This window comes from Chryseobacterium formosense, from assembly GCF_900116415.1.
Classification (GTDB): Bacteria; Bacteroidota; Bacteroidia; order Flavobacteriales; family Weeksellaceae; genus Chryseobacterium; species Chryseobacterium formosense.
Genome location: NZ_FPAP01000002.1, coordinates 92,934 through 110,634, shown reverse-complemented (window position 1 = coordinate 110,634; position 17,701 = coordinate 92,934). Strand labels below are relative to the sequence as shown.

The 17,701-nt window shown below is 34.6% G+C and carries 20 protein-coding genes and 2 tRNA genes; 11 read left to right on the top strand and 11 right to left on the bottom strand.

The genetic code is table 11. From position 1 onward, the window contains the following. Nucleotides 1–5 precede the first annotated feature (5 nt). Complete coding sequence (locus BM371_RS06720; RefSeq protein WP_034672771.1) at nt 6–425, bottom strand: energy transducer TonB; 420 nt, start codon at nt 423–425, stop codon at nt 6–8. A gap of 4 nt (nt 426–429) precedes the next feature. Beyond that, nucleotides 430–1,635 carry a BaiN/RdsA family NAD(P)/FAD-dependent oxidoreductase gene (locus BM371_RS06715; protein ID WP_034672772.1) on the bottom strand — a complete coding sequence of 402 codons (1,206 nt, stop codon included), beginning with the start codon at nt 1,633–1,635 and terminating at the stop codon, nt 430–432. 286 nt (nt 1,636–1,921) lie between these two features. Here BM371_RS06715 and BM371_RS06710 point away from each other — a divergent pair, with 286 nt between their 5' ends. The 3 genes from BM371_RS06710 (at nt 1,922) to BM371_RS06700 (ending at nt 3,885) form a co-directional block, all read left to right on the top strand. Continuing rightward, on the top strand, nt 1,922–2,416 hold the full coding sequence (locus tag BM371_RS06710; RefSeq protein WP_034672774.1) for an acyl-CoA thioesterase: 495 nt from the start codon (nt 1,922–1,924) through the stop codon (nt 2,414–2,416). A gap of 73 nt (nt 2,417–2,489) precedes the next feature. Continuing rightward, nucleotides 2,490–3,554, top strand: coding sequence for a thiamine-phosphate kinase (gene thiL / locus BM371_RS06705; RefSeq protein ID WP_034672776.1), 1,065 nt, complete (start codon nt 2,490–2,492; stop codon nt 3,552–3,554). Nucleotides 3,555–3,624: 70 nt separating this feature from the next. Then, entirely contained in the window at nt 3,625–3,885 is a 261-nt protein-coding gene (locus BM371_RS06700) for a CPCC family cysteine-rich protein (RefSeq protein WP_034672777.1), read from the top strand. Nucleotides 3,886–4,169: 284 nt separating this feature from the next. On the opposite strand, the gene pepT is transcribed toward BM371_RS06700, so the two are convergent. After that, nucleotides 4,170–5,417, bottom strand: coding sequence for a peptidase T (pepT, locus tag BM371_RS06690; RefSeq protein ID WP_034672779.1), 1,248 nt, complete (start codon nt 5,415–5,417; stop codon nt 4,170–4,172). Nucleotides 5,418–5,602: 185 nt separating this feature from the next. Here pepT and BM371_RS06685 point away from each other — a divergent pair, with 185 nt between their 5' ends. From BM371_RS06685 to BM371_RS06670, 4 genes are read left to right on the top strand one after another with little or no spacing between them, the layout of a single operon-like run. Next, nucleotides 5,603–6,451, top strand: a complete 849-nt coding sequence (locus tag BM371_RS06685; protein WP_034672781.1) for a hydroxymethylglutaryl-CoA lyase — start codon at nt 5,603–5,605, stop codon at nt 6,449–6,451. Nucleotides 6,452–6,454: 3 nt separating this feature from the next. After that, entirely contained in the window at nt 6,455–7,450 is a 996-nt protein-coding gene (locus tag BM371_RS06680; RefSeq protein ID WP_034672784.1) for a tetratricopeptide repeat protein, read from the top strand. A gap of 5 nt (nt 7,451–7,455) precedes the next feature. Further along, on the top strand, nt 7,456–7,857 hold the full coding sequence (locus BM371_RS06675) for an OsmC family protein (protein WP_034672786.1): 402 nt from the start codon (nt 7,456–7,458) through the stop codon (nt 7,855–7,857). Between the two features lie 41 nt (nt 7,858–7,898). After that, nucleotides 7,899–8,753: a sulfurtransferase gene (locus BM371_RS06670; RefSeq protein ID WP_034672788.1), complete on the top strand. Its 855-nt coding sequence runs from the start codon at nt 7,899–7,901 to the stop codon at nt 8,751–8,753. On the opposite strand, the gene BM371_RS06665 is transcribed toward BM371_RS06670, so the two are convergent. Then, nucleotides 8,750–9,373, bottom strand: coding sequence for an endonuclease III domain-containing protein (locus BM371_RS06665; RefSeq protein WP_034672791.1), 624 nt, complete (start codon nt 9,371–9,373; stop codon nt 8,750–8,752). The genes BM371_RS06670 and BM371_RS06665 overlap by 4 nt on opposite strands. Before the next feature lie 33 nt (nt 9,374–9,406). Between BM371_RS06665 and bcp the strand changes: the two genes are divergently transcribed. Next, the gene (gene bcp / locus BM371_RS06660; RefSeq protein WP_034672792.1) at nt 9,407–9,856 is read left to right on the top strand and encodes a thioredoxin-dependent thiol peroxidase; all 450 of its coding nucleotides are present in this window, start codon (nt 9,407–9,409) and stop codon (nt 9,854–9,856) included. A 95-nt stretch (nt 9,857–9,951) separates the two neighbouring features. On the opposite strand, the gene BM371_RS06655 is transcribed toward bcp, so the two are convergent. The 5 genes from BM371_RS06655 to BM371_RS06635 are packed head-to-tail and all read right to left on the bottom strand — an operon-like array spanning nt 9,952 to nt 14,175. Next, nucleotides 9,952–10,491, bottom strand: a complete 540-nt coding sequence (locus tag BM371_RS06655; protein ID WP_051882512.1) for a GNAT family N-acetyltransferase — start codon at nt 10,489–10,491, stop codon at nt 9,952–9,954. Further along, nucleotides 10,454–11,122, bottom strand: coding sequence for a hypothetical protein (locus BM371_RS06650; RefSeq protein ID WP_034672793.1), 669 nt, complete (start codon nt 11,120–11,122; stop codon nt 10,454–10,456). Before BM371_RS06650 ends, BM371_RS06655 begins: the two co-directional genes overlap by 38 nt. Nucleotides 11,123–11,154: 32 nt before the next feature. After that, nucleotides 11,155–12,234 carry a mannose-1-phosphate guanylyltransferase gene (locus tag BM371_RS06645; RefSeq protein WP_034672794.1) on the bottom strand — a complete coding sequence of 360 codons (1,080 nt, stop codon included), beginning with the start codon at nt 12,232–12,234 and terminating at the stop codon, nt 11,155–11,157. A 2-nt stretch (nt 12,235–12,236) separates the two neighbouring features. Continuing rightward, nucleotides 12,237–12,827 (bottom strand): SprT-like domain-containing protein, encoded by a 591-nt coding sequence (locus tag BM371_RS06640; RefSeq protein ID WP_034672795.1) that lies wholly within the window; start codon nt 12,825–12,827, stop codon nt 12,237–12,239. A gap of 1 nt (nt 12,828) precedes the next feature. Continuing rightward, entirely contained in the window at nt 12,829–14,175 is a 1,347-nt protein-coding gene (locus BM371_RS06635; RefSeq protein WP_034672800.1) for a TolC family protein, read from the bottom strand. Between the two features lie 161 nt (nt 14,176–14,336). Here BM371_RS06635 and BM371_RS06630 point away from each other — a divergent pair, with 161 nt between their 5' ends. From BM371_RS06630 to BM371_RS06620, 3 genes are all read left to right on the top strand, one after another. Continuing rightward, a complete protein-coding gene (locus BM371_RS06630; RefSeq protein WP_034672803.1) occupies nt 14,337–15,581 on the top strand; it encodes a bifunctional folylpolyglutamate synthase/dihydrofolate synthase in 1,245 nt (414 codons plus the stop codon). A 42-nt stretch (nt 15,582–15,623) separates the two neighbouring features. Continuing rightward, nucleotides 15,624–15,698 (top strand) — tRNA-Val (locus BM371_RS06625). 33 nt (nt 15,699–15,731) lie between these two features. Next, nucleotides 15,732–15,806: transfer RNA gene (locus tag BM371_RS06620), tRNA-Val, on the top strand. A gap of 41 nt (nt 15,807–15,847) precedes the next feature. On the opposite strand, the gene BM371_RS06615 is transcribed toward BM371_RS06620, so the two are convergent. Together BM371_RS06615 and BM371_RS06610 are read right to left on the bottom strand one after the other, a co-directional pair. After that, entirely contained in the window at nt 15,848–16,732 is an 885-nt protein-coding gene (locus BM371_RS06615) for a glycosyltransferase family 2 protein (protein ID WP_034672808.1), read from the bottom strand. 3 nt (nt 16,733–16,735) lie between these two features. Further along, a complete protein-coding gene (locus tag BM371_RS06610) occupies nt 16,736–17,701 on the bottom strand; it encodes a glycosyltransferase family 9 protein (protein ID WP_034672809.1) in 966 nt (321 codons plus the stop codon).

Genomic DNA, 17,701 nt, shown 5'->3' with positions numbered 1-17,701 from the left:
TATTATTAATCAATTAAAGCGGCAAATGGAATTTGAAACCAATATTTTATGGGTTCTGAGTCGTATGTTGCAGGTTTCCACTTAATCTTTACAGATTTTATTGCATTTTCTACTTCTTTATTAAAATCATCATTGTTCCCATATACCGTAATGTTTTCTATATTACCTTGAGTATTAACTGCAAACTTGGCTGATGAGCTGACTTTTCCACTTGCGTTTTTTATTTTTTTAATGTTGATTTTTTGTGCAACTTTCCCTCTGAATTCGTTAATTCCACCGGGAAAAGAAGGTGGAGTATCGGCTTCTGGAACATATCTTTCTTTCGAAGATTCTTTTTCTGAAGATGTTGCTTTCCTTCCTTCTTGTACTTGAGAGAAAGCGAACGTAAATCCTAGAAATAAGATGAGCGTTAAATTTTTCTTCATATTTTTAGTTTAAATTATTTAAATCCTGTGCAATCAGCCAAGCCTCACTCCAGCAAGCCTGAAAATTAAATCCACCTGTAACCGCGTCAATATTCAACACCTCTCCGGCGACATAAAAATTAGGCAAAATTTTCGAAGACATATTTTTAAAGTTAATTTCTTTTAAATCAACACCTCCTGCAGTTACAAACTCATCTTTATAAGTCGATTTCCCAGTTACATTGAATTTCTTTTTACATAAATTTTCTAAAATTTTCTGCATTTCTTTTCCGGAAATCTGTGCAACCTGTTTATTCAAATCTATATTGGAAACCTCCAAAACTCTTTGCCAAAAACGATTCGTTACCTCAAAAATTTTCGATTGCCCGATTGTTTTCTTCGGATTTGTCTGTTTAAAGTTCTGAAATAATTCTTCCGCTTCATCCATATCTTTTGAAATAAAATTTACTTCAATTTCAAAATTATATTTCACTTTGGCTAAATTAATCGCTTCCCAAGCCGAAATTTTCAAAATCGCCGGTCCCGAAAGTCCCCAATGCGTAATCAATAACGGTCCGCTTTCTTCTGTTTTTAGTTTCGGAATAGAAGTTTCTGCCATTTCAAAGCTTGTTCCCAACAAATCTTTCAGCAAAGGATCTTTGATATTAAATGTAAAAAGAGAAGGAACCAGATCAATGATTTTATGACCTAAATTTTCAATCATTTTCAATGATTTTGGCGAACTTCCGGTGGTATAAATAACAAAATCGGCTTCGAAGTCCCCCAGACTTGTTTTTACCAGATATTTTTCATCAAGCTTTTCAATTTCTTTTACGGAACATTTTGTTTTCACTTCAACATTTTTTTTCTGAATTTCATTGAGAAAAGTATTGATGATCGTCTGTGAAGAATTACTTTCCGGAAATATTCTGTTATCGTTTTCAATCTTCAACGAAATTTTTCGGTTTTCGAACCACTCCATTGTATCTCCCGGTTGAAATTTAGTAAACACACTCAATAATTCCTTATTTCCACGAGGATAAAACTGAATCAGCTCTTTCGGATCAAAGCAGGCATGAGTAACATTGCATCTTCCGCCCCCTGAAATTTTCACTTTCTGAAGAACATCAGAATTCTGTTCAAGAATGGTGATTTTATATTTCTTTTCGTCAAGATTGGCTGCACAGAAAAATCCGGCTGCTCCACCTCCGATAATGATAATTTGCTTCATAATTTTATTAACCGAAGGCACAAAATTTTTTTTAGATTTTTAAATATTTCAAAAGAACAAAAATGAATTGTGAAAATTGATTATTCTTTTTTTAATTCAAAGCTTTTATGCAACGGATTATTTTTGCAAAATTACAATTTTTATAAACCATCTTATTTAAGTAATTTTGTGACCATAAATCAACGACTCAGGCACATTCCTTTTTTGAACTTTAATCTGATAAATTTCAGCTTTATCATGTATTAATTAAACTTTTGTGACTTTTGTGGTTTAAAATAAATTTAAAATGACATTCTACCATACTTTTGAAGTTCGCTGGAGCGATCTTGATGCCAATAAACATCTTGCCAATTCATCTTACGTGCAATATTGTGCGCAAACGAGAATGGCTTTTATGAAAAAAGAAAAAATGGGTGTTACCCAAATGAGCCGATGGGGAATTGGTCCGGTGATTATGCATGAAAGATTTTCATTTTTTAAGGAAATATTCGCAGATCAAAAAGTAATTGTAAGTTTAGAGATCGATGGTTGTGCAGAAGATGCTTCGATTTATCGTTTTGTACATAAGTTTTACCTTCCGGATGGTTCGCACTGTGCAACTTCAGAAGCAACCGGAGTCTGGATTGATACCATGCTGAGAAAAATGACTTCTCCGCCGGATGATGTTGTAGAAGCGATGAACAAATACAAAACTGCGGAAACTATCTTGATGACAAGAGAAGATTTTAAGAAGCTTCCTTTCCGTCCTGAGAATATTGACCCGGCAGTTTTTAATCAATAAATGATCATTGATAAACGATGATCGATTGTAGTCATCATTAATCAATTATCAACAATCAATTATAATTTAGCGTATGTTTGAAGATAAAAACCCAGAATTAACACCCATTTCCAAATTAGGAGAATTTGGTTTAATAAAACATCTTACAGAATTTTTTCCTTTATCCAATGAGTCTTCGGAGCTTGGAGTCGGCGATGATGCTGCAATTATTAATCCTGATAATAAGAAAGTCGTTTTAACGACGGATGTTCTTGCGGAAGGAGTTCATTTTAATTTAGGCTATGTTCCTTTGAAACATTTAGGTTACAAAGCTGTTGTGGTAAATCTTAGCGATATTGCAGCCATGAATGCAACGCCAACTCAGATTTTAGTTTCTTTGGCTGTTTCCAACCGTTTTCCAGTGGAAGCTTTGGAAGAATTGTATGCTGGAATTCAAACAGCCTGCGGAAGATACAAAGTAGACTTAATCGGCGGAGATACAACGAGTTCCAATGCCGGTTTGGTAATGAGCATTACTGCTGTCGGAATTGAAAATGAAGAAAATATTGTCAGAAGAAGTACCGCAAAACCAAACGATTTATTAGTCGTAACCGGAGATTTAGGTGGCGCTTATATGGGGCTTCAGATTTTGGAAAGAGAACATGCCGTTTTCTTAGCCAATCCGGATATGCAGCCTGAAATGGAAGGTTTCGATTACATTTTGGAAAGACAATTAAAACCTGAAGCAAGAACCGATGTAAAAGGAATTTTGGAACAATTGGATATCAAACCAACTTCGATGATTGATATTTCTGACGGTTTGGCTTCTGAAATACTGCATCTTTCTGATCAGTCTAATGTAGGTTTCAGATTATATGAAGAGAAAATCCCGTTGGATAATCTTACAATTTCTACGGCAGATGATTTTAATTTAAATCCAGTAATGACCGCATTAAGCGGTGGCGAAGATTACGAATTGCTGTTTACGATTTCTCCCAACGATTTCGATAAAATAAAAAATCACCCGGATTTTACCATTATTGGCCATGCAGTTGAAAAAGAAGATGGAAATTTCATGGTGGCAAGAGGCTCTAATCAATTGGTCGCTTTAACGGCACAAGGTTGGGATGCTTTTTTAGGCAATCAGCCAAACGGATAAAATTTTATTTAATTTTAAATATTGTGAAACCACTGCTTTTTTGTAGTGGTTTTTTGTTAATTTTAAATTTATGGATGAAAAGAATGATTTAAATGTTCAATGTTATTGTTGTGGATACTTTACACTATCTGAAAGAAGACATTTTGAAATCTGTGATGTCTGTTTTTGGGAAGACGACGGAGTGTTTGATCCACTTGAAGAAAGTGGTCCAAATCATATGACCTTGGAAGAAGGAAGAGAAAATTTTAAAAATTTTGGTGCTTGTGAGGAACGGTTCGTAGAAAATGTGGTAGAAAACCCTGAAAGTAAATATAGAAAAGGTGATTTATAAAATAGAAGTCATCAAAAAGCCGGAAATCACAAAGAAGACATCAACCCCGATAAACCACCGGGAAGCAAGGAAGAATTTAAATGAAATATAAAAACCAAAAGAAAAGCAAGCGCTCTTATCCCCTGAATGTCTTTTCTAAACTGCATTGATATTTTTGATAGTCACAAATATAGGATATAATATTTAGCTTAAATTTAATGAAATCATATAAATTTACTTTGTTCTGTTTTAAATAAAAATCCAACTCAAAAAAGAGCTGGATTCAATTTTATTTAAGTGAAAATCTATGCTTTTACAATATTCACAATCACCTCAACGGCTTTTTCCATACTTTCCAGCGCCACATATTCGTAAGGTCCGTGGAAGTTGATTCCGCCCGCAAAAATATTCGGACAAGGCAATCCCATGTAAGAAAGCTGTGCTCCGTCTGTTCCGCCTCTGATGGCTTTGATTTTAGGCTCAATTCCCGCTTCTTTCATTGCTTTTGCAGCAAGATCTACAATATGCATTTTCCCTTCAAACTGCTGCTTCATATTGCGGTATTGTTCTTTGATTTCAACCTCTGCCGTTCCTTCGCCATGTTTTTCGTTGAATTCAGCAACTTTCTGTGCCATGAATTTTTTTCTCGCTTCAAATTTCTCTTCATCATGATCACGGATGATGTATTGCAGTTTGCATTCAGAAACATCAGACGCAATATCCATTAAATGATAAAAACCATCAAAACCTTTCGTGGTAGAAGGTGTTTCGTTTGCAGGAAGAGATTGAATGAATTCTGCTGCCAAAAGACTTGCATTCACCATTTTTCCAAAGGCATAGCCCGGATGAACACTCAATCCGTGGATTTTTACCACTGCTCCCGCTGCGTTGAAATTTTCGTATTCCAATTCTCCAACTTCTCCACCGTCCATTGTGTAAGCGAATTCAGCTCCGAATTTTGCAACGTCAAATTTATGGGCTCCTCTTCCGATTTCTTCATCAGGAGTAAATCCAACAGCGATTCTTCCGTGTTTGATTTCAGGATGGGCAATCAGATATTCCGCTGCCGTTACAATTTCTGCACAACCCGCTTTATCATCTGCGCCAAGAAGAGTGTTTCCGTCAGTTGTAATCAATGTCTGACCGATATATTTTTTTAAACTTTCAAATTTTGAAGGAGATAAAGTAAATCCTGTTGTCTGATTTAATACTAAATCATTACCATCATAATTTTTCCAAACCTGTGGTTTTACATTTTCTCCACTGAAGTCCGGTGAAGTATCATAATGTGAGATGAATCCAATCGTTGACTGATTATCATTTTCCAGATTAGAAGGAACGTAACCCATGATGTAACCGTTATCATCAATCGATACATTTTCCAGACCGATCGTTTTCAGCTCCTCAACAATATAATTGGCGATATCCCATTGTCTTTCAGTAGAAGGTGTAGCTTCGCTTTCTGCATCACTTGTCGAATATATTTTTACATAGCTGAGAAAACGGTTCAGCAGTTTTTCTCTCCACATTGCGTTGAATTCTATTGTACTCATTTTAATATCATAAATTTTAACAAAGTTACTGATTTTGGTAGTGACTGTAAATTATTGTCGTTAAATAGTAGAGATTGAAATTTTAAATCACAAATAATTTACTGATTCTCAGTTTAATATTAGCTTTGTTTTCTTCAGAACTAAATAGTTTAGTTTTATTATATTTGAGAAAATCAAAAAGTAAAATGTTTCTTACCGAATGTCCTAGAGACGCAATGCAGGGTTGGGATGAATTTATTCCTACCACAAAAAAAATAGATTACATCAATTCGCTGATGGAAGTGGGTTTCGATGTCTTGGATTGTGTGAGTTTTGTTTCTCCGAAAGCTATTCCGCAAATGGCAGATTCTGCAGAAGTGGCAGAAAATATCGATAAATCTCTTTCGAATACGAAAGTTTCTGCCATCATCGGAAATTTCCGTGGTGCAGAGAAAGCATTAAAACACCAGTCTGTAGATATTTTGGGGTTTCCCTTCTCTATTTCTGAAACTTTTCAGCACAGAAATACCAATAAGAATCAGGAAGAAGCTTTTGATGATGTTGTAAAAATCCTTGAACTTACCAAAGCTGAAAACAGAGAGTTTAACCTTTATTTTTCAATGGCATTTGGAAATCCTTACGGCGAAGTATGGAAATGGGAAGATGTTGATTTCTGGGCGAAACGTTTTTCGGAAATAGGCATAAAAAACATTCTTCTGTCTGATACAACTGGCGTGGCAACTCCTGAAAAAATTACACTTCTTTTTGAGAAAATCCCATCAAGCTACCCTGAAATGAATTTTGGTGCTCATTTTCATAACCGCTACGAAGATTCTTATTCTAAACTTAAAGCTGCTTATGATCAGGGTTGCAGAAGATTTGATTCTGCTATCAAAGGAATCGGCGGTTGTCCGATGGCAAAAGATGATCTGGTAGGAAATATGCCGACCGAACAGGTAATCAATTTTATGAGCGTAGAAAAAGCGGAACATAATTTGAATCTGCTCAATTTCGAAAGTTCTTATAACAGAGCGAAAGATATTTTTCACTTTTAGGTTATGAAAAAATTTTATTTACTCATTTTAATCTTAACCTACTCAACTCTTTTTTCTCAGAAAGTTTTAAAGCTATTTAATGAGCAGAATTTTGATGAAATCATTAAACTGGAAAAAGATAGTGAAAATTTAAGCGGAGAGGAACTGTACTATTTAGGCTATGCTTTTTTTAGTAAAGAAAATGATCTGAAAGCTGTAGAATATTATGATAAAGCCTTAGCAAAAAAATTTGATAATGCTATTTTGTATTTCCAAAAAGGTTATTCACAAATGTTTTTAAAACAATATGATCCGGCTTTAGATAACATAAATATTGCAATTTCAAAATCTCCTCTTGCTGAATTTTATGTTGAAAAAGCGCGAATATATACAATAAAGCAAGATCTTTCCAATGAAGAGAAAACATATATTGAAGGGCTTCAAAATTCCAAATTGAAAGATGACAAATGGTATCTTGAATTAATAAAGAACGCCGGGAATTTTTATTACGCACAAGTTAAAAATTTCCCAAAATCTGAAAAGATATATTTTGATGGAATAACTGCGTATCCCGATGAGTATATTCTATATGAAAAGTTGATTAAAGCTTTAAATGCTCAAAATAAATTTACTGAGGCAAATAAGATTTTTGATCAGATGAAAGGCCTTTATTTTGAGAAAAAACTGCCTGAAGACAATATGAAATTTAAAAATCTAGTCGTTGATGAATTTCAGTGGAATAATCAATGGATAAATGTTTATAAATCTTTTGAGAAACCTCAAAAAACGCTTGAATCAATTTATAAAGTATATTTGATTGATAAGACCGGAGAAAAAATTGAACGCAAATTTAATATTGAAAAAACGCTTCAGATAGAAAAAACAGATGCAGAATTTGTGATATGTGAAGAATCTAATGAAGGACATACAACTTACCCAATAGGATTTAAAAACGACAGTTTTACTTTAGAAGATTTACGGATTCAAATAAAAAAAATTTTAGAAAAAACTAAAAAATAAATAAAATGACTTCAAAAATAATATATATAGGAAATCTAAGATGTTCTGCTGAACATTTACAGTCTGGAACCATCATTGAAAGCGATGCTCCAACAGACAACCACGGCAAAGGTGAAAAGTTTTCACCTACAGATTTGTGTGCAACTTCTTTAGCAGAATGTGCATTGACAACCATTGCGATTTTAGGAAAGGAAAAAAATATTAATATTGAAGGAGCGTATTGCAATCTTCAGAAAATTATGGCTCCGAATCCGAGAAGAATTGCTGAAATTTTCTGTGAATTTGTATTTCCTGATCAGTTTACGGAAGAGGAAAAAGATTTTATTGAAGCCACGGCACATAATTGTCCTGTTGCAAAAAGTCTGCATCCGGACCTGAAACAGATCTTTACTTTTTCTTATGAATAACAATTAGCGCAGAGATTTCTGCGTTTTTTATTTAGTTTAATATGCAGCCCATTATTTCAATACAACAATTTAAAAATCTTCCCCCCGAAAACCTCATTATCCTTGATGCAAGAGTCGGCAAAGATGCCTATGAAAATTACTTAATTAATCACATTAAAGGAGCTAGATTCATTGACTTGAATAAGGATTTAGCCGGAACTGTTGAAAATCTTGCTTTTGGCGGAAGACATCCGCTTCCAAAAATTGAAAAATTTTCAGAAACAGTTTCTATTCTTGGTATTTCGGAAACTTCCCATATTATAATTTATGATAATAAAAATGGTTCAAATGCTGCAGCAAGAGCCTGGTGGATGCTGAAATCTTTTGGTTTAAAAAATATTCAGGTTTTGGATGGCGGAATTCAAAGTGCAGAAAAGGAAGCTGTAGAGTTTTCAAATGGGGAAGAAAACTTTCAAAAGTCAGAATTAATTAAAAACCATCAATGGATTTTACCTTTATTCACCTTAGAAGATGTCGAAAATGAATTATTGAGCAATACAGCAACTGTTATTGATGTGCGAGATGCGTATCGTTTCAGAGGAGAATCTGAACCCATTGATTTGGTTGCAGGACATATCCCGGGAACAATTAATATTCCTTTTTCAGAAAACTTAGATGAAAAAGGGAACTTTCTAAAACCAGAGATTTTAAAAGAAAAATACTCTTCCTTTTTTCAAAATAATTCTAAAAAAATAATTATTCACTGCGGATCAGGAGTTACAGCATGTCATACAATTCTCGCATTAAGCTACGCAGGATTTGACACCGTAGGTTTATATGTTGGTTCGTGGAGCGAATGGAGCCGAAGAGAAGGCAAAGCAATTATCACAGAAATTAATATTCTGCGAACTTTTTAAATCTTCTCAAACATCATTTTAGTTATAAAATCCTTCTCCCCTTTTCCTCTTGCAGGCGAATATTCTCTACCGTAAAAGATAATCTGGAGATGAAGCTTATTCCATACCTCTTCCTTCCAGATGCTTTTGGCGTCTCTTTCGGTTTCTACGACGTTTTTACCGGAAGTGAGCTTCCATTGAGTCATTAATCTGTGAATGTGCGTATCGACCGGAAAAGCAGGAAATCCGAAACCCTGACTCATTACTACAGAAGCTGTTTTGTGGCCAACTCCGGGAAGCGCTTCAAGCTCTTCATAAGTTTGAGGCACTACTCCATTATGCCTTTCCAGAAGAAGCTCTGCCATTCTTTTCAGGTTTTTGGCTTTCGTATTAGAAAGTCCGATTTCTTTAATCAGTTCTTTGATCTGATATTCTTCCAGTTTCGCCATTCTTTGCGGTGTTCCGGCAACAGCAAAAAGTTCGGGGGTAACCTGATTAACTTTCTTGTCAGTTGTCTGTGCAGAAAGAGCAACGGCAACCATTAAAGTATAAGGATCTGTATGATCTAAAGGAATAGGAACTTCAGGATAAAGTTTCTCCAATTCTGTCTGAACAAGTTTAGCTCTTTGCTTTTTTGTCATTTAACCACTAAATTTGAACAAAAATAAGTCATTATGCTGAAAGTTGGAGATAAACTGCCACAATTTGAAGGAAAAAACCAAGACGGAGAAGCCATTAATTCTAAGAGTTTAATCGGAAAAAAACTGGTGATATTCTTTTATCCGCAAGCCAGTACGCCGACCTGTACTGTAGAAGCCTGTAATCTGAGCGATAATTACTCGCAATTGGAAAAAGCAGGATTTCAGCTTTTGGGGATAAGTGGTGATACGGTGAAAAAGCAGAAAAACTTCCACAGTAAATTTGCTTTTCCTTATGATCTGATTGCTGATGAAAACCGTGATATTATCGAAAAGTTTGGAGTTTGGCAAGAGAAAAAAACGTTCGGAAAAACCTATATGGGAATCGTAAGAACCACTTTTATTTTTGATGAAAAAGGAATCTGTACAAGAGTGATTGAGAAAGTAACTTCAAAAATGGCAGCTGCGCAAATTTTGGAAGAATAGTTGTTGTCTGACATTCTTAATGAAAAAAAGTGTAGTGAAGAATCTATTTTAAACTTAGATTCTTCCTTCGTCAGAATGACAAATAGATCTGAAAATCATTCTGTTTCGTAATACATCAATTCTTCAGAGTCTTCGGGAATGGTGACCATTCTCTGGAATTTTAAGCCTAATCTTTCGATTAATTTTTGAGAAGAAAGATTGTCTTTTGTAGTAATGGCTGAAATTTTCTTTAAACCAAACTCGTCCATCCCAATAGATTTTATTTTTTGGGCCGCTTCAAACATTAAACCTTTCCCTTCGAATCTCTCCAGAACAGAAAAACCAATATCCACTACATCCAGTCCTTCTCTTTCGAAGATTCCTACTCCTCCTATTTTTTGATTTCCTTCCTTTAAAATGATTAAATAATTTCCGAAACCAAGTTTTTCGAATTGTGGTAAGAATTTAAATTTAATGTAATTTTCAGCATCAGAAAGAGACTTAATGTTGCGATTGCCTATATACTTAATGAAATTAGGCATATTGTAAAGCTCAAAAATAAGATCTGCATCATCCACAGACATGGGACGAATCAAAAGCCTTTCGGTTTCGTAAAAGTTATTTTCTTTTTTTGACAGGTTGCTTTTTAGGCTCATCTTTAGGTTCTTCTTTCTTTTCTATTTTTAAAAGCCGCGGGTTATTGGGACATTTTTTTGTATAAACTTCCATATACGGCCCGTTGTCTTTTACAATAGAAATTACACCTGTAGACTTGTTAACCGTTAAAGTATAATGGGTCTTCTGATAAGGACACTCTTTCGAAGTGATCTTTCCCAAGTCCAAATAATAATTCGACGCATCTTCGTAATAATTTGCCGCAACATCCACAAACTGCTCATCGATCATATAGCCTTCCAAAACCGCAGATAAGGCAGCTTCTTCCACATTATCAGCTTTACCCATAAAGTCTTTAAGATCTTTAATTTCGGTGATATAACTGATTTTTCCGCCAACAGAATACACAATATAATAAAAGCTTTCTTCTCCCGGTCTCAGATTGAAACCGGCGAACTGCGGGACATACTCTTTTTTGGTTCCGGAAATTTTCACTTCTTTATTTTTACCGTAACTGTTGTGAACAAGCACCCAGAAATCAATCTTATTGTCGGGTATTATTTTAGACATAACGCCATCAATATTTGAGAATTTTTTCTTGTCTTGGGAAAAAACAGAAATTCCCAAAAACAGAAAAACAAAAAGAAAAACAGGGTTCATACTTTTTTTCATAGCTCAAATTGTGGCAGAATTTATGCCGATATTTACATATATTTTTCGCCTTTTTTCAGACTTTTCAGATCCAAAACATAGTCTTTGATCTGCTGATCGTGTTCTCTCGGGCAGATTAACAAAACCTTGTCTGTATCTACAACGATAAAATCTTTCAAGCCGTCTATAACGACCGCCTTAGTATTTTTTACATGAACGATATTTCCTGTCGAATCGTATGTAAGAGCCGTTTTTATATTGATGGCATTCTCGTTTTCGTCTCTTTCGCTGTTCTCGAAAACGGAAGTCCATGTTCCAAGATCGCTCCAACCCAAATCTGCAGGAATAACGTAAACATTCTTCGCTTTTTCTAAAATCCCGTTGTCGATTGAAATTTTCTGAATTTTAGGATAAATCAATTCTATACAGCTTATTTCAGCTTCAGCATTGTACTCGCAAGCGGTAAACTGCTGCGTCATATCCGGAAGGAAAGTTTCGAAAGCTTTGTGAATAGAATTTACATTCCAGATAAAAATTCCTGCATTCCAAAGAAAATCGCCGCTTTCTAAGAAACTTTTAGCAATTTCGAGAATTGGTTTTTCTGTGAACGTTTTAACCTTATAATATTCGGAATTTTTCTTTTCAACAAATTGAATGTAGCCATATCCTGTATCTGGTCTTGTAGGTGTAATCCCCAAAGTAACCAGATAGTCCTGCGAAGAAGCAAGAGAAAACGCCAATTCAACTTTTTCCAGGAAAACATCTTCTTTTAAGATCAAATGATCTGCAGGAAGCACAATCATCGTTGCATTCGGATTGATTTCTGCAATCTTATTCGCCATGTAAAGATTACATGCCGCCGTATTTTTCATCAACGGTTCACCCACAATATTCTGCTCCGGAATTTCCGGCAATTGCTGATGAGACAAGGCTACATATTCTTTGTTGGTGATGACAAATATATTTTCGCTTGGAATGCTTTTGCTGATTCTATCATAGGTTTGCTGGATCATGGTGCGACCCGTACCTAAGATATCCTGAAATTGTTTTGGGAACTTCTGCGTGCTTAATGGCCAGAATCTACTGCCGATTCCTCCTGCCATAATCACACAGTATTTATCTGATATTGACATATTTAACTACATTTTTTCACTCTCGCCAAAGGTTTGAAAGAATACTTCCTCCCTGTAGCCAGATTCATACAAAGATAGTTTTTTTTGATCAGACCTTCTAATAAATACGTTTGGTTTCTGTAAACGAATTGGTCTCCTTTCGAGAGTTCTTCAATATATTGAAGATTATCATCATGATTTTCAATATGAAAATACTTTACCAGATCCGGACTTGCCATAAAATTGGCTTTCGGAGAATGTGAAAATTTAATAATAATCGGCTTTAAATCTTCTTCGTAAACATTGAGACTTTCAAGCAACATTTCCCTGAAAGTAAGCTTCCATTCATTTCCGTGGGGTGAAATTCTTCGTCCGTATTTTTCGAAGGCAATAAGATGAGCCAATTCATGTGTCAGCACAAAGAAAAAAAGCTGTGGAGCTAATGTGGAATTGATCGTAATCTCATGCGAATTATCACGGAGTTTACGGTAATCTCCAAGCTTTGAATTGCGGTTTTTAGTAACTTTTATATGAATATAATAATCTGAAAACCATTTTCTTAAGTACGAAAGTGTATTTTGTGGTAAATATTTTTCTAAGGACTGAATAGACATTTTACAAACTTAAAGGAATTCCCGCATAGAAATTCAATAATTTAAGACTGAAAACATAATTATATTTTGCCTGCTCCACTGAACCTTGAGCATTTGCATAGTTGTTTCGCGCAATATTCAGATCATAAATGGTGGTACGACCTGCAGCATAACTTTTATCTGCAAAATCCATTGCCAGTTTTGTACTTTTCTCGGCTTCAACAGCAGAAAGATACACCTCATAATTGGCATCCACATCAAACTGAGCCTGCTGAACATTTTGTCTTACAGCCTGTTTTTGTTGCTCTAAAGAGTTCTTAGCAATATTTTCATTGATTTTTGACTGCTCTACCTGAAGTTTAGTAATTCCTTTGTTGAAGATCGGAATGTTTAAACTCAATCCTCCTTGTTGCCCAAAATTATCTTTATACTGCTGGAAAAAAGTAGGCTCTTTTGTTGCATTTCCAAATTGGTCATATCCTGAATAACTCGTATTTAACAAATTATTGTAAAAAGTTCCTACACCTACACTTGCCGTTAATGTTGGCCAAAATGCAGTTCTTGTAACTTCAGTCTGTGCCTCTGCAGATTTTATTCTGCTTTCTGCAGCTTTAATCTGAGGCTGACTGTCATAAGCCGTATTGAGAACTTGATCCACGGAAATCAACTGTGGAGCAAGCTGTTCGGAAATTTCAACATCTTCTACATCAAAATCTTTATATTCTTTTAGCTGAAGCAATTGTGCCAACGCAAATAAACTTCTGTCAACGTTGATTTCTGCGGTTTTTAAATTTTGTTTTTCTCTTGCCCAAGCTGCTTCTGCTTCTGCAACAATTGTTTGGGCCGTTGTTCCTACTTCTGTTGTAATTTTTGCTCTGTCGAATTGTTTTTTGGCATTTTCGGTGGCACTTTGCGCAATTTTTACAATTTCCTTATTCAGTAAAGTTGTTAAGTATTGTCTTGCTATTTGCAGCGAAATATCGTTTTTAATCGTTTCAATATCGTACTGACTCGCTTCTACATCATACTGGGTTTTTCTGATTGTTTTTTCGAGTCTTCCGTTATTGTAAATCAGAATATCTGCACTGACATTCGCATTATTGCTGAATCTGTCGTTCCGGATACTTCCTGTTCCCAAAGAAGCCTGCCCGAAACTTACATTATTCCCCATATTTGCACTTACCGAAGGCAGATAATTTTTCTGTGCAATTTTAAGATTGGAATCCTGAATTTGTTTTGAATATTCATTCTGAATCACCTGAAGGTTGTGCTGCACAGCATAATCTACACATTCACGCAAAGACCATTTCTCCTGTGCGTTCATTCCCGCAAAGGCTAATCCTAAAACAACCGTCAAAACTTTTTTCATAAGGAAATATTTATGTTTTCAAGCATTTTTTAAACCTTCATCTTTTCGATTTAGTGCAATTTAAATTTGCTTTTTCACCATTAGACGTTGAGATTGTAAAAAAGTTACAGATTTAGAAAATTATTGTTTTATTTTAATGAAAGTTTTGAGAATTTTGCGACATGACAAACGAACAATATCAGGAAGCTGTAGAATGGCTTTTCGTTCAGGCTCCGAACTATCAGATTGATGGGCTGAAAGCTTATAAACCGGGGTTAGACAACATAAAAAGACTTTGCGATTTTTTTGGAAATCCACAAGATAAAATAAAGTGCATTCATATCGGTGGAACCAACGGAAAAGGTTCTACGAGCAACATACTTTCTTCGGTTCTTCAGGAAGCAGGTTACAAAACCGGTTTATATAACTCACCCCATCTTATTGATTTTACGGAACGCATTAAAGTAAATGGTAAAAATTGCAATAAGGAGTTTGTTTACAATTTCATTCAAAAATTAAAAAATCTTCCGGAAGATATTCTTCCGTCATTTTTTGAATTTACCACCATTATGGCGTTTGAATATTTTTATCAGCAAAATGTAGACTTTGCCATTATTGAAGTAGGGTTAGGTGGAAGATTGGATTCAACCAATATTATCACTCCTCTCGTTTCGGCGATTACCAACGTACAGTTGGATCACCAAAATATTTTAGGAAACACCATTGAAGAAATTGCAGGAGAAAAAGCTGGAATTATCAAAAATAACATTCCTATCATTTCCGGAGATGAAAATGAAGTGGTAAAAAACATCATCAAAGCGAAAGCCGATAAAGAAAACGCTCTATTTATCGACGCTACTCTATTGAATACTGATTTAAAATCTGATTTAAAAGGAAATTATCAGGCGAAAAACATAAAAGTTGTTTTAGCCTTAATTGAAGAATTAAAAAAATTAAATTTTATAATTTCTAACGAAAATATACAATCAGGACTTTTATCCGTTCACAAAAACACCGGATTCATCGGCCGTTGGTTTGAATTTTCTCAACATCCTTTGACGATTTGCGATACAGGACACAATCAGGCAGGTCTTGAATATGTCTTTTCACAATTAAATTCTATTGAAAAGCATAAACATATTGTTTTAGGCTTCGTGAATGACAAAAAAATCGATGACGTGATGACACTACTTCCCGAAAATTCTGAGTTTTATTTTGCAAAACCATCGATCAACAGAGGAAGACATCCCGAAGATTATGAAGATTTGCTGATTAACGCAAAAATTTCTTATAAAATTTTCGATTCCGTGCAGGAAGCCTATCTTTCTGCAAAACAAGAATGTACAAATGAAGAAATGATTTTTATCGGCGGAAGCAACTTTGTAGTGGGAGATTTTTTAGAAAAAAATTTGGAGATAATCAAATAAGTTGTATATTTGCACCACTCTAAACGAGAAAACAAGTATAGAGGGTTCTTAGCTCAGTTGGTTCAGAGCATCTGGTTTACACCCAGAGGGTCGGGGGTTCGAATCCCTCAGGACCCACAGAAAAGGAAACGAAACCTTTCAAAAAAATTCGGGTTCTTAGCTCAGTTGGTTCAGAGCATCTGGTTTACACCCAGAGGGTCGGGGGTTCGAATCCCTCAGGACCCACAAAAATCTCTCAGAAATCTGAGAGATTTTTTTATTTTAAATTATTTCATTTTTCTTAGCAGTAAAGCAAGCTTATACAGATCAAAGTATTTGAGATTGGGATTTTTAGACCGTAAATTTTTCATCATCCTATTTTCCATGAGATTGTAAATAAACAAAAATAAACTTCTCATTTTAAGATTCACAATATTTTTAGCAACTTTATAAACTTTAATATCATTAATAAACCTTTCATTTCCCGGATCTTGAGAAAGCTGAAAAAGAGAATCTATTGCTGTTTTTGTTTTACTTAAAAAAACTTCATTAGAAGTATCATCAAAATGTATTACCGGGTTTTGAATGGCTAAAAATTTCATCTTCGCAAATTCAAGAGTTTTAGCAAATACAAAATCTTCATATCCGTAGTTTTTTAAGTCTTCATTAAAGGGAAATTTCTCAAATACCTCTCTTTTAATTATAAAATTGACCGTTTTTAAAAGTTCTAAATCAGATGATCTTTCAACAGAAAAAATTTCTTTATCAACAGAATATCGATTTCGTAAAGTTTGGGAATAAGCCGGATCTATTTTGAAGTTACCATATATAACCTCAACTCCTTTATCTTTCGCTATTTCCTTTAAATAATTAGCTAAAAAGTAATTGTTGTCTATTTGAACATCACAATCGAGAAAAAGCAGGTAATTGCTTCTTGTATGTTTTAAAAATAAATTCCTGATTCTTGATCTTCCAATATTTTTTTCAAGAAAAACAAACTGTTCTACCTGATCCTGAAGTTCATTGTTTATTTCTATAAAATTACCGTCTGAAGCATCATCGATTAGAATAATTTCGGCATCAATTTTTTGATCATGTATTTCCTTTTTAAGTTCAAAAACCAGACTTCTAACATCAAAATTATAAACGGGAATACAGACAGAAATTTTCATCTGTTAGATTTTATCGATGATTTGCTGTACATTGATTTCTTCCAGACAAGCCCAATCTCCACGATAGCATTCTTTATCTCCAAAAACCGAACAAGGTCTGCAGGTAAGATCTTTAATCTGTACAACATCCTCTTCACTTTGTCCGAATCCTAAAAATCCGGCATAAGGATGAGTAGCTCCCCAAACAGAAACACATCTTGTTCCTACAATACTGGCTAAATGCATATTAGCTGAATCCATCGAAATCATTACTTCAAGTTGCGCAATCCTGTTAAGTTCTTCAGAAAGATTCAGTTTTCCTGCCAAACTTTTTGTATTCGGAATTTGTTGTTCCCAACTTTCAAGCGTTTCGGTTTCTTTTTTTCCGCCTCCGAAGAAATAAATGGTGTTTTTTTGTGCTAAAATTTTCACCAGCTCAAAGGACTTTTCGAGAGGAAGCATTTTGCCTTTATGCTGAGCAAATGGCGCAAAACCGATTCCTGATTTTTGAGTTGATTTTGGTCTCAACTGATGTGAAAGTTCAACTTTAAAACCCATATCTCGAAAAACATCTGCATAACGTTCCACTGTTTTTTTAAGCTGAAATTTTTCAATATTCCAGACATTGGTAAGATTTTCTTTTTCTTCTTTGCCTTTATTGATTTTAAAAACTTTCAACCCTTTTCTTACATAAATTTTATCTAAAATTTTTGAACGGATAACATCATGTAAATCAGCAACATAATCAGGTCTATATTGTTTAAGTAATTCTTTTCCCAAACGTCTTATCCCAAGAAAACCTTTATACTCATCAAGATCAATCCCATGGAATATAACATTCGGAATATCAGCGAATAAGCTCTCAAAATTATTCCGGGAGACCATCACGATTTCCACATCAGGATTTTGCTCTAAAAATTCGCGGAAAACCGGCACCGTCATAGCGACGTCACCAAAAGCGGAAAAACGGTATGCTAAAATTCTGGTCAC

What these genes read in the sequence shown, in the direction of transcription:
- BM371_RS06685 (WP_034672781.1), top strand. Translation starts at nt 5,603, where the DNA reads ATGTTTCTTACCGAATGTCCTAGAGACGCAATGCAGGGTTGGGATGAA.
- BM371_RS06640 (WP_034672795.1), bottom strand. Translation starts at nt 12,827, where the DNA reads ATGTCTATTCAGTCCTTAGAAAAATATTTACCACAAAATACACTTTCG.
- BM371_RS06655 (WP_051882512.1), bottom strand. Translation starts at nt 10,491, where the DNA reads ATGAGCCTAAAAAGCAACCTGTCAAAAAAAGAAAATAACTTTTACGAA.
- BM371_RS06650 (WP_034672793.1), bottom strand. Translation starts at nt 11,122, where the DNA reads ATGAAAAAAAGTATGAACCCTGTTTTTCTTTTTGTTTTTCTGTTTTTG.
- BM371_RS06700 (WP_034672777.1), top strand. Translation starts at nt 3,625, where the DNA reads ATGGATGAAAAGAATGATTTAAATGTTCAATGTTATTGTTGTGGATAC.
- BM371_RS06715 (WP_034672772.1), bottom strand. Translation starts at nt 1,635, where the DNA reads ATGAAGCAAATTATCATTATCGGAGGTGGAGCAGCCGGATTTTTCTGT.
- thiL (WP_034672776.1), top strand. Translation starts at nt 2,490, where the DNA reads ATGTTTGAAGATAAAAACCCAGAATTAACACCCATTTCCAAATTAGGA.
- BM371_RS06665 (WP_034672791.1), bottom strand. Translation starts at nt 9,373, where the DNA reads ATGACAAAAAAGCAAAGAGCTAAACTTGTTCAGACAGAATTGGAGAAA.
- BM371_RS06675 (WP_034672786.1), top strand. Translation starts at nt 7,456, where the DNA reads ATGACTTCAAAAATAATATATATAGGAAATCTAAGATGTTCTGCTGAA.
- BM371_RS06710 (WP_034672774.1), top strand. Translation starts at nt 1,922, where the DNA reads ATGACATTCTACCATACTTTTGAAGTTCGCTGGAGCGATCTTGATGCC.
- BM371_RS06630 (WP_034672803.1), top strand. Translation starts at nt 14,337, where the DNA reads ATGACAAACGAACAATATCAGGAAGCTGTAGAATGGCTTTTCGTTCAG.
- BM371_RS06615 (WP_034672808.1), bottom strand. Translation starts at nt 16,732, where the DNA reads ATGAAAATTTCTGTCTGTATTCCCGTTTATAATTTTGATGTTAGAAGT.
- bcp (WP_034672792.1), top strand. Translation starts at nt 9,407, where the DNA reads ATGCTGAAAGTTGGAGATAAACTGCCACAATTTGAAGGAAAAAACCAA.
- BM371_RS06645 (WP_034672794.1), bottom strand. Translation starts at nt 12,234, where the DNA reads ATGTCAATATCAGATAAATACTGTGTGATTATGGCAGGAGGAATCGGC.
- BM371_RS06680 (WP_034672784.1), top strand. Translation starts at nt 6,455, where the DNA reads ATGAAAAAATTTTATTTACTCATTTTAATCTTAACCTACTCAACTCTT.
- BM371_RS06720 (WP_034672771.1), bottom strand. Translation starts at nt 425, where the DNA reads ATGAAGAAAAATTTAACGCTCATCTTATTTCTAGGATTTACGTTCGCT.
- pepT (WP_034672779.1), bottom strand. Translation starts at nt 5,417, where the DNA reads ATGAGTACAATAGAATTCAACGCAATGTGGAGAGAAAAACTGCTGAAC.
- BM371_RS06635 (WP_034672800.1), bottom strand. Translation starts at nt 14,175, where the DNA reads ATGAAAAAAGTTTTGACGGTTGTTTTAGGATTAGCCTTTGCGGGAATG.
- BM371_RS06670 (WP_034672788.1), top strand. Translation starts at nt 7,899, where the DNA reads ATGCAGCCCATTATTTCAATACAACAATTTAAAAATCTTCCCCCCGAA.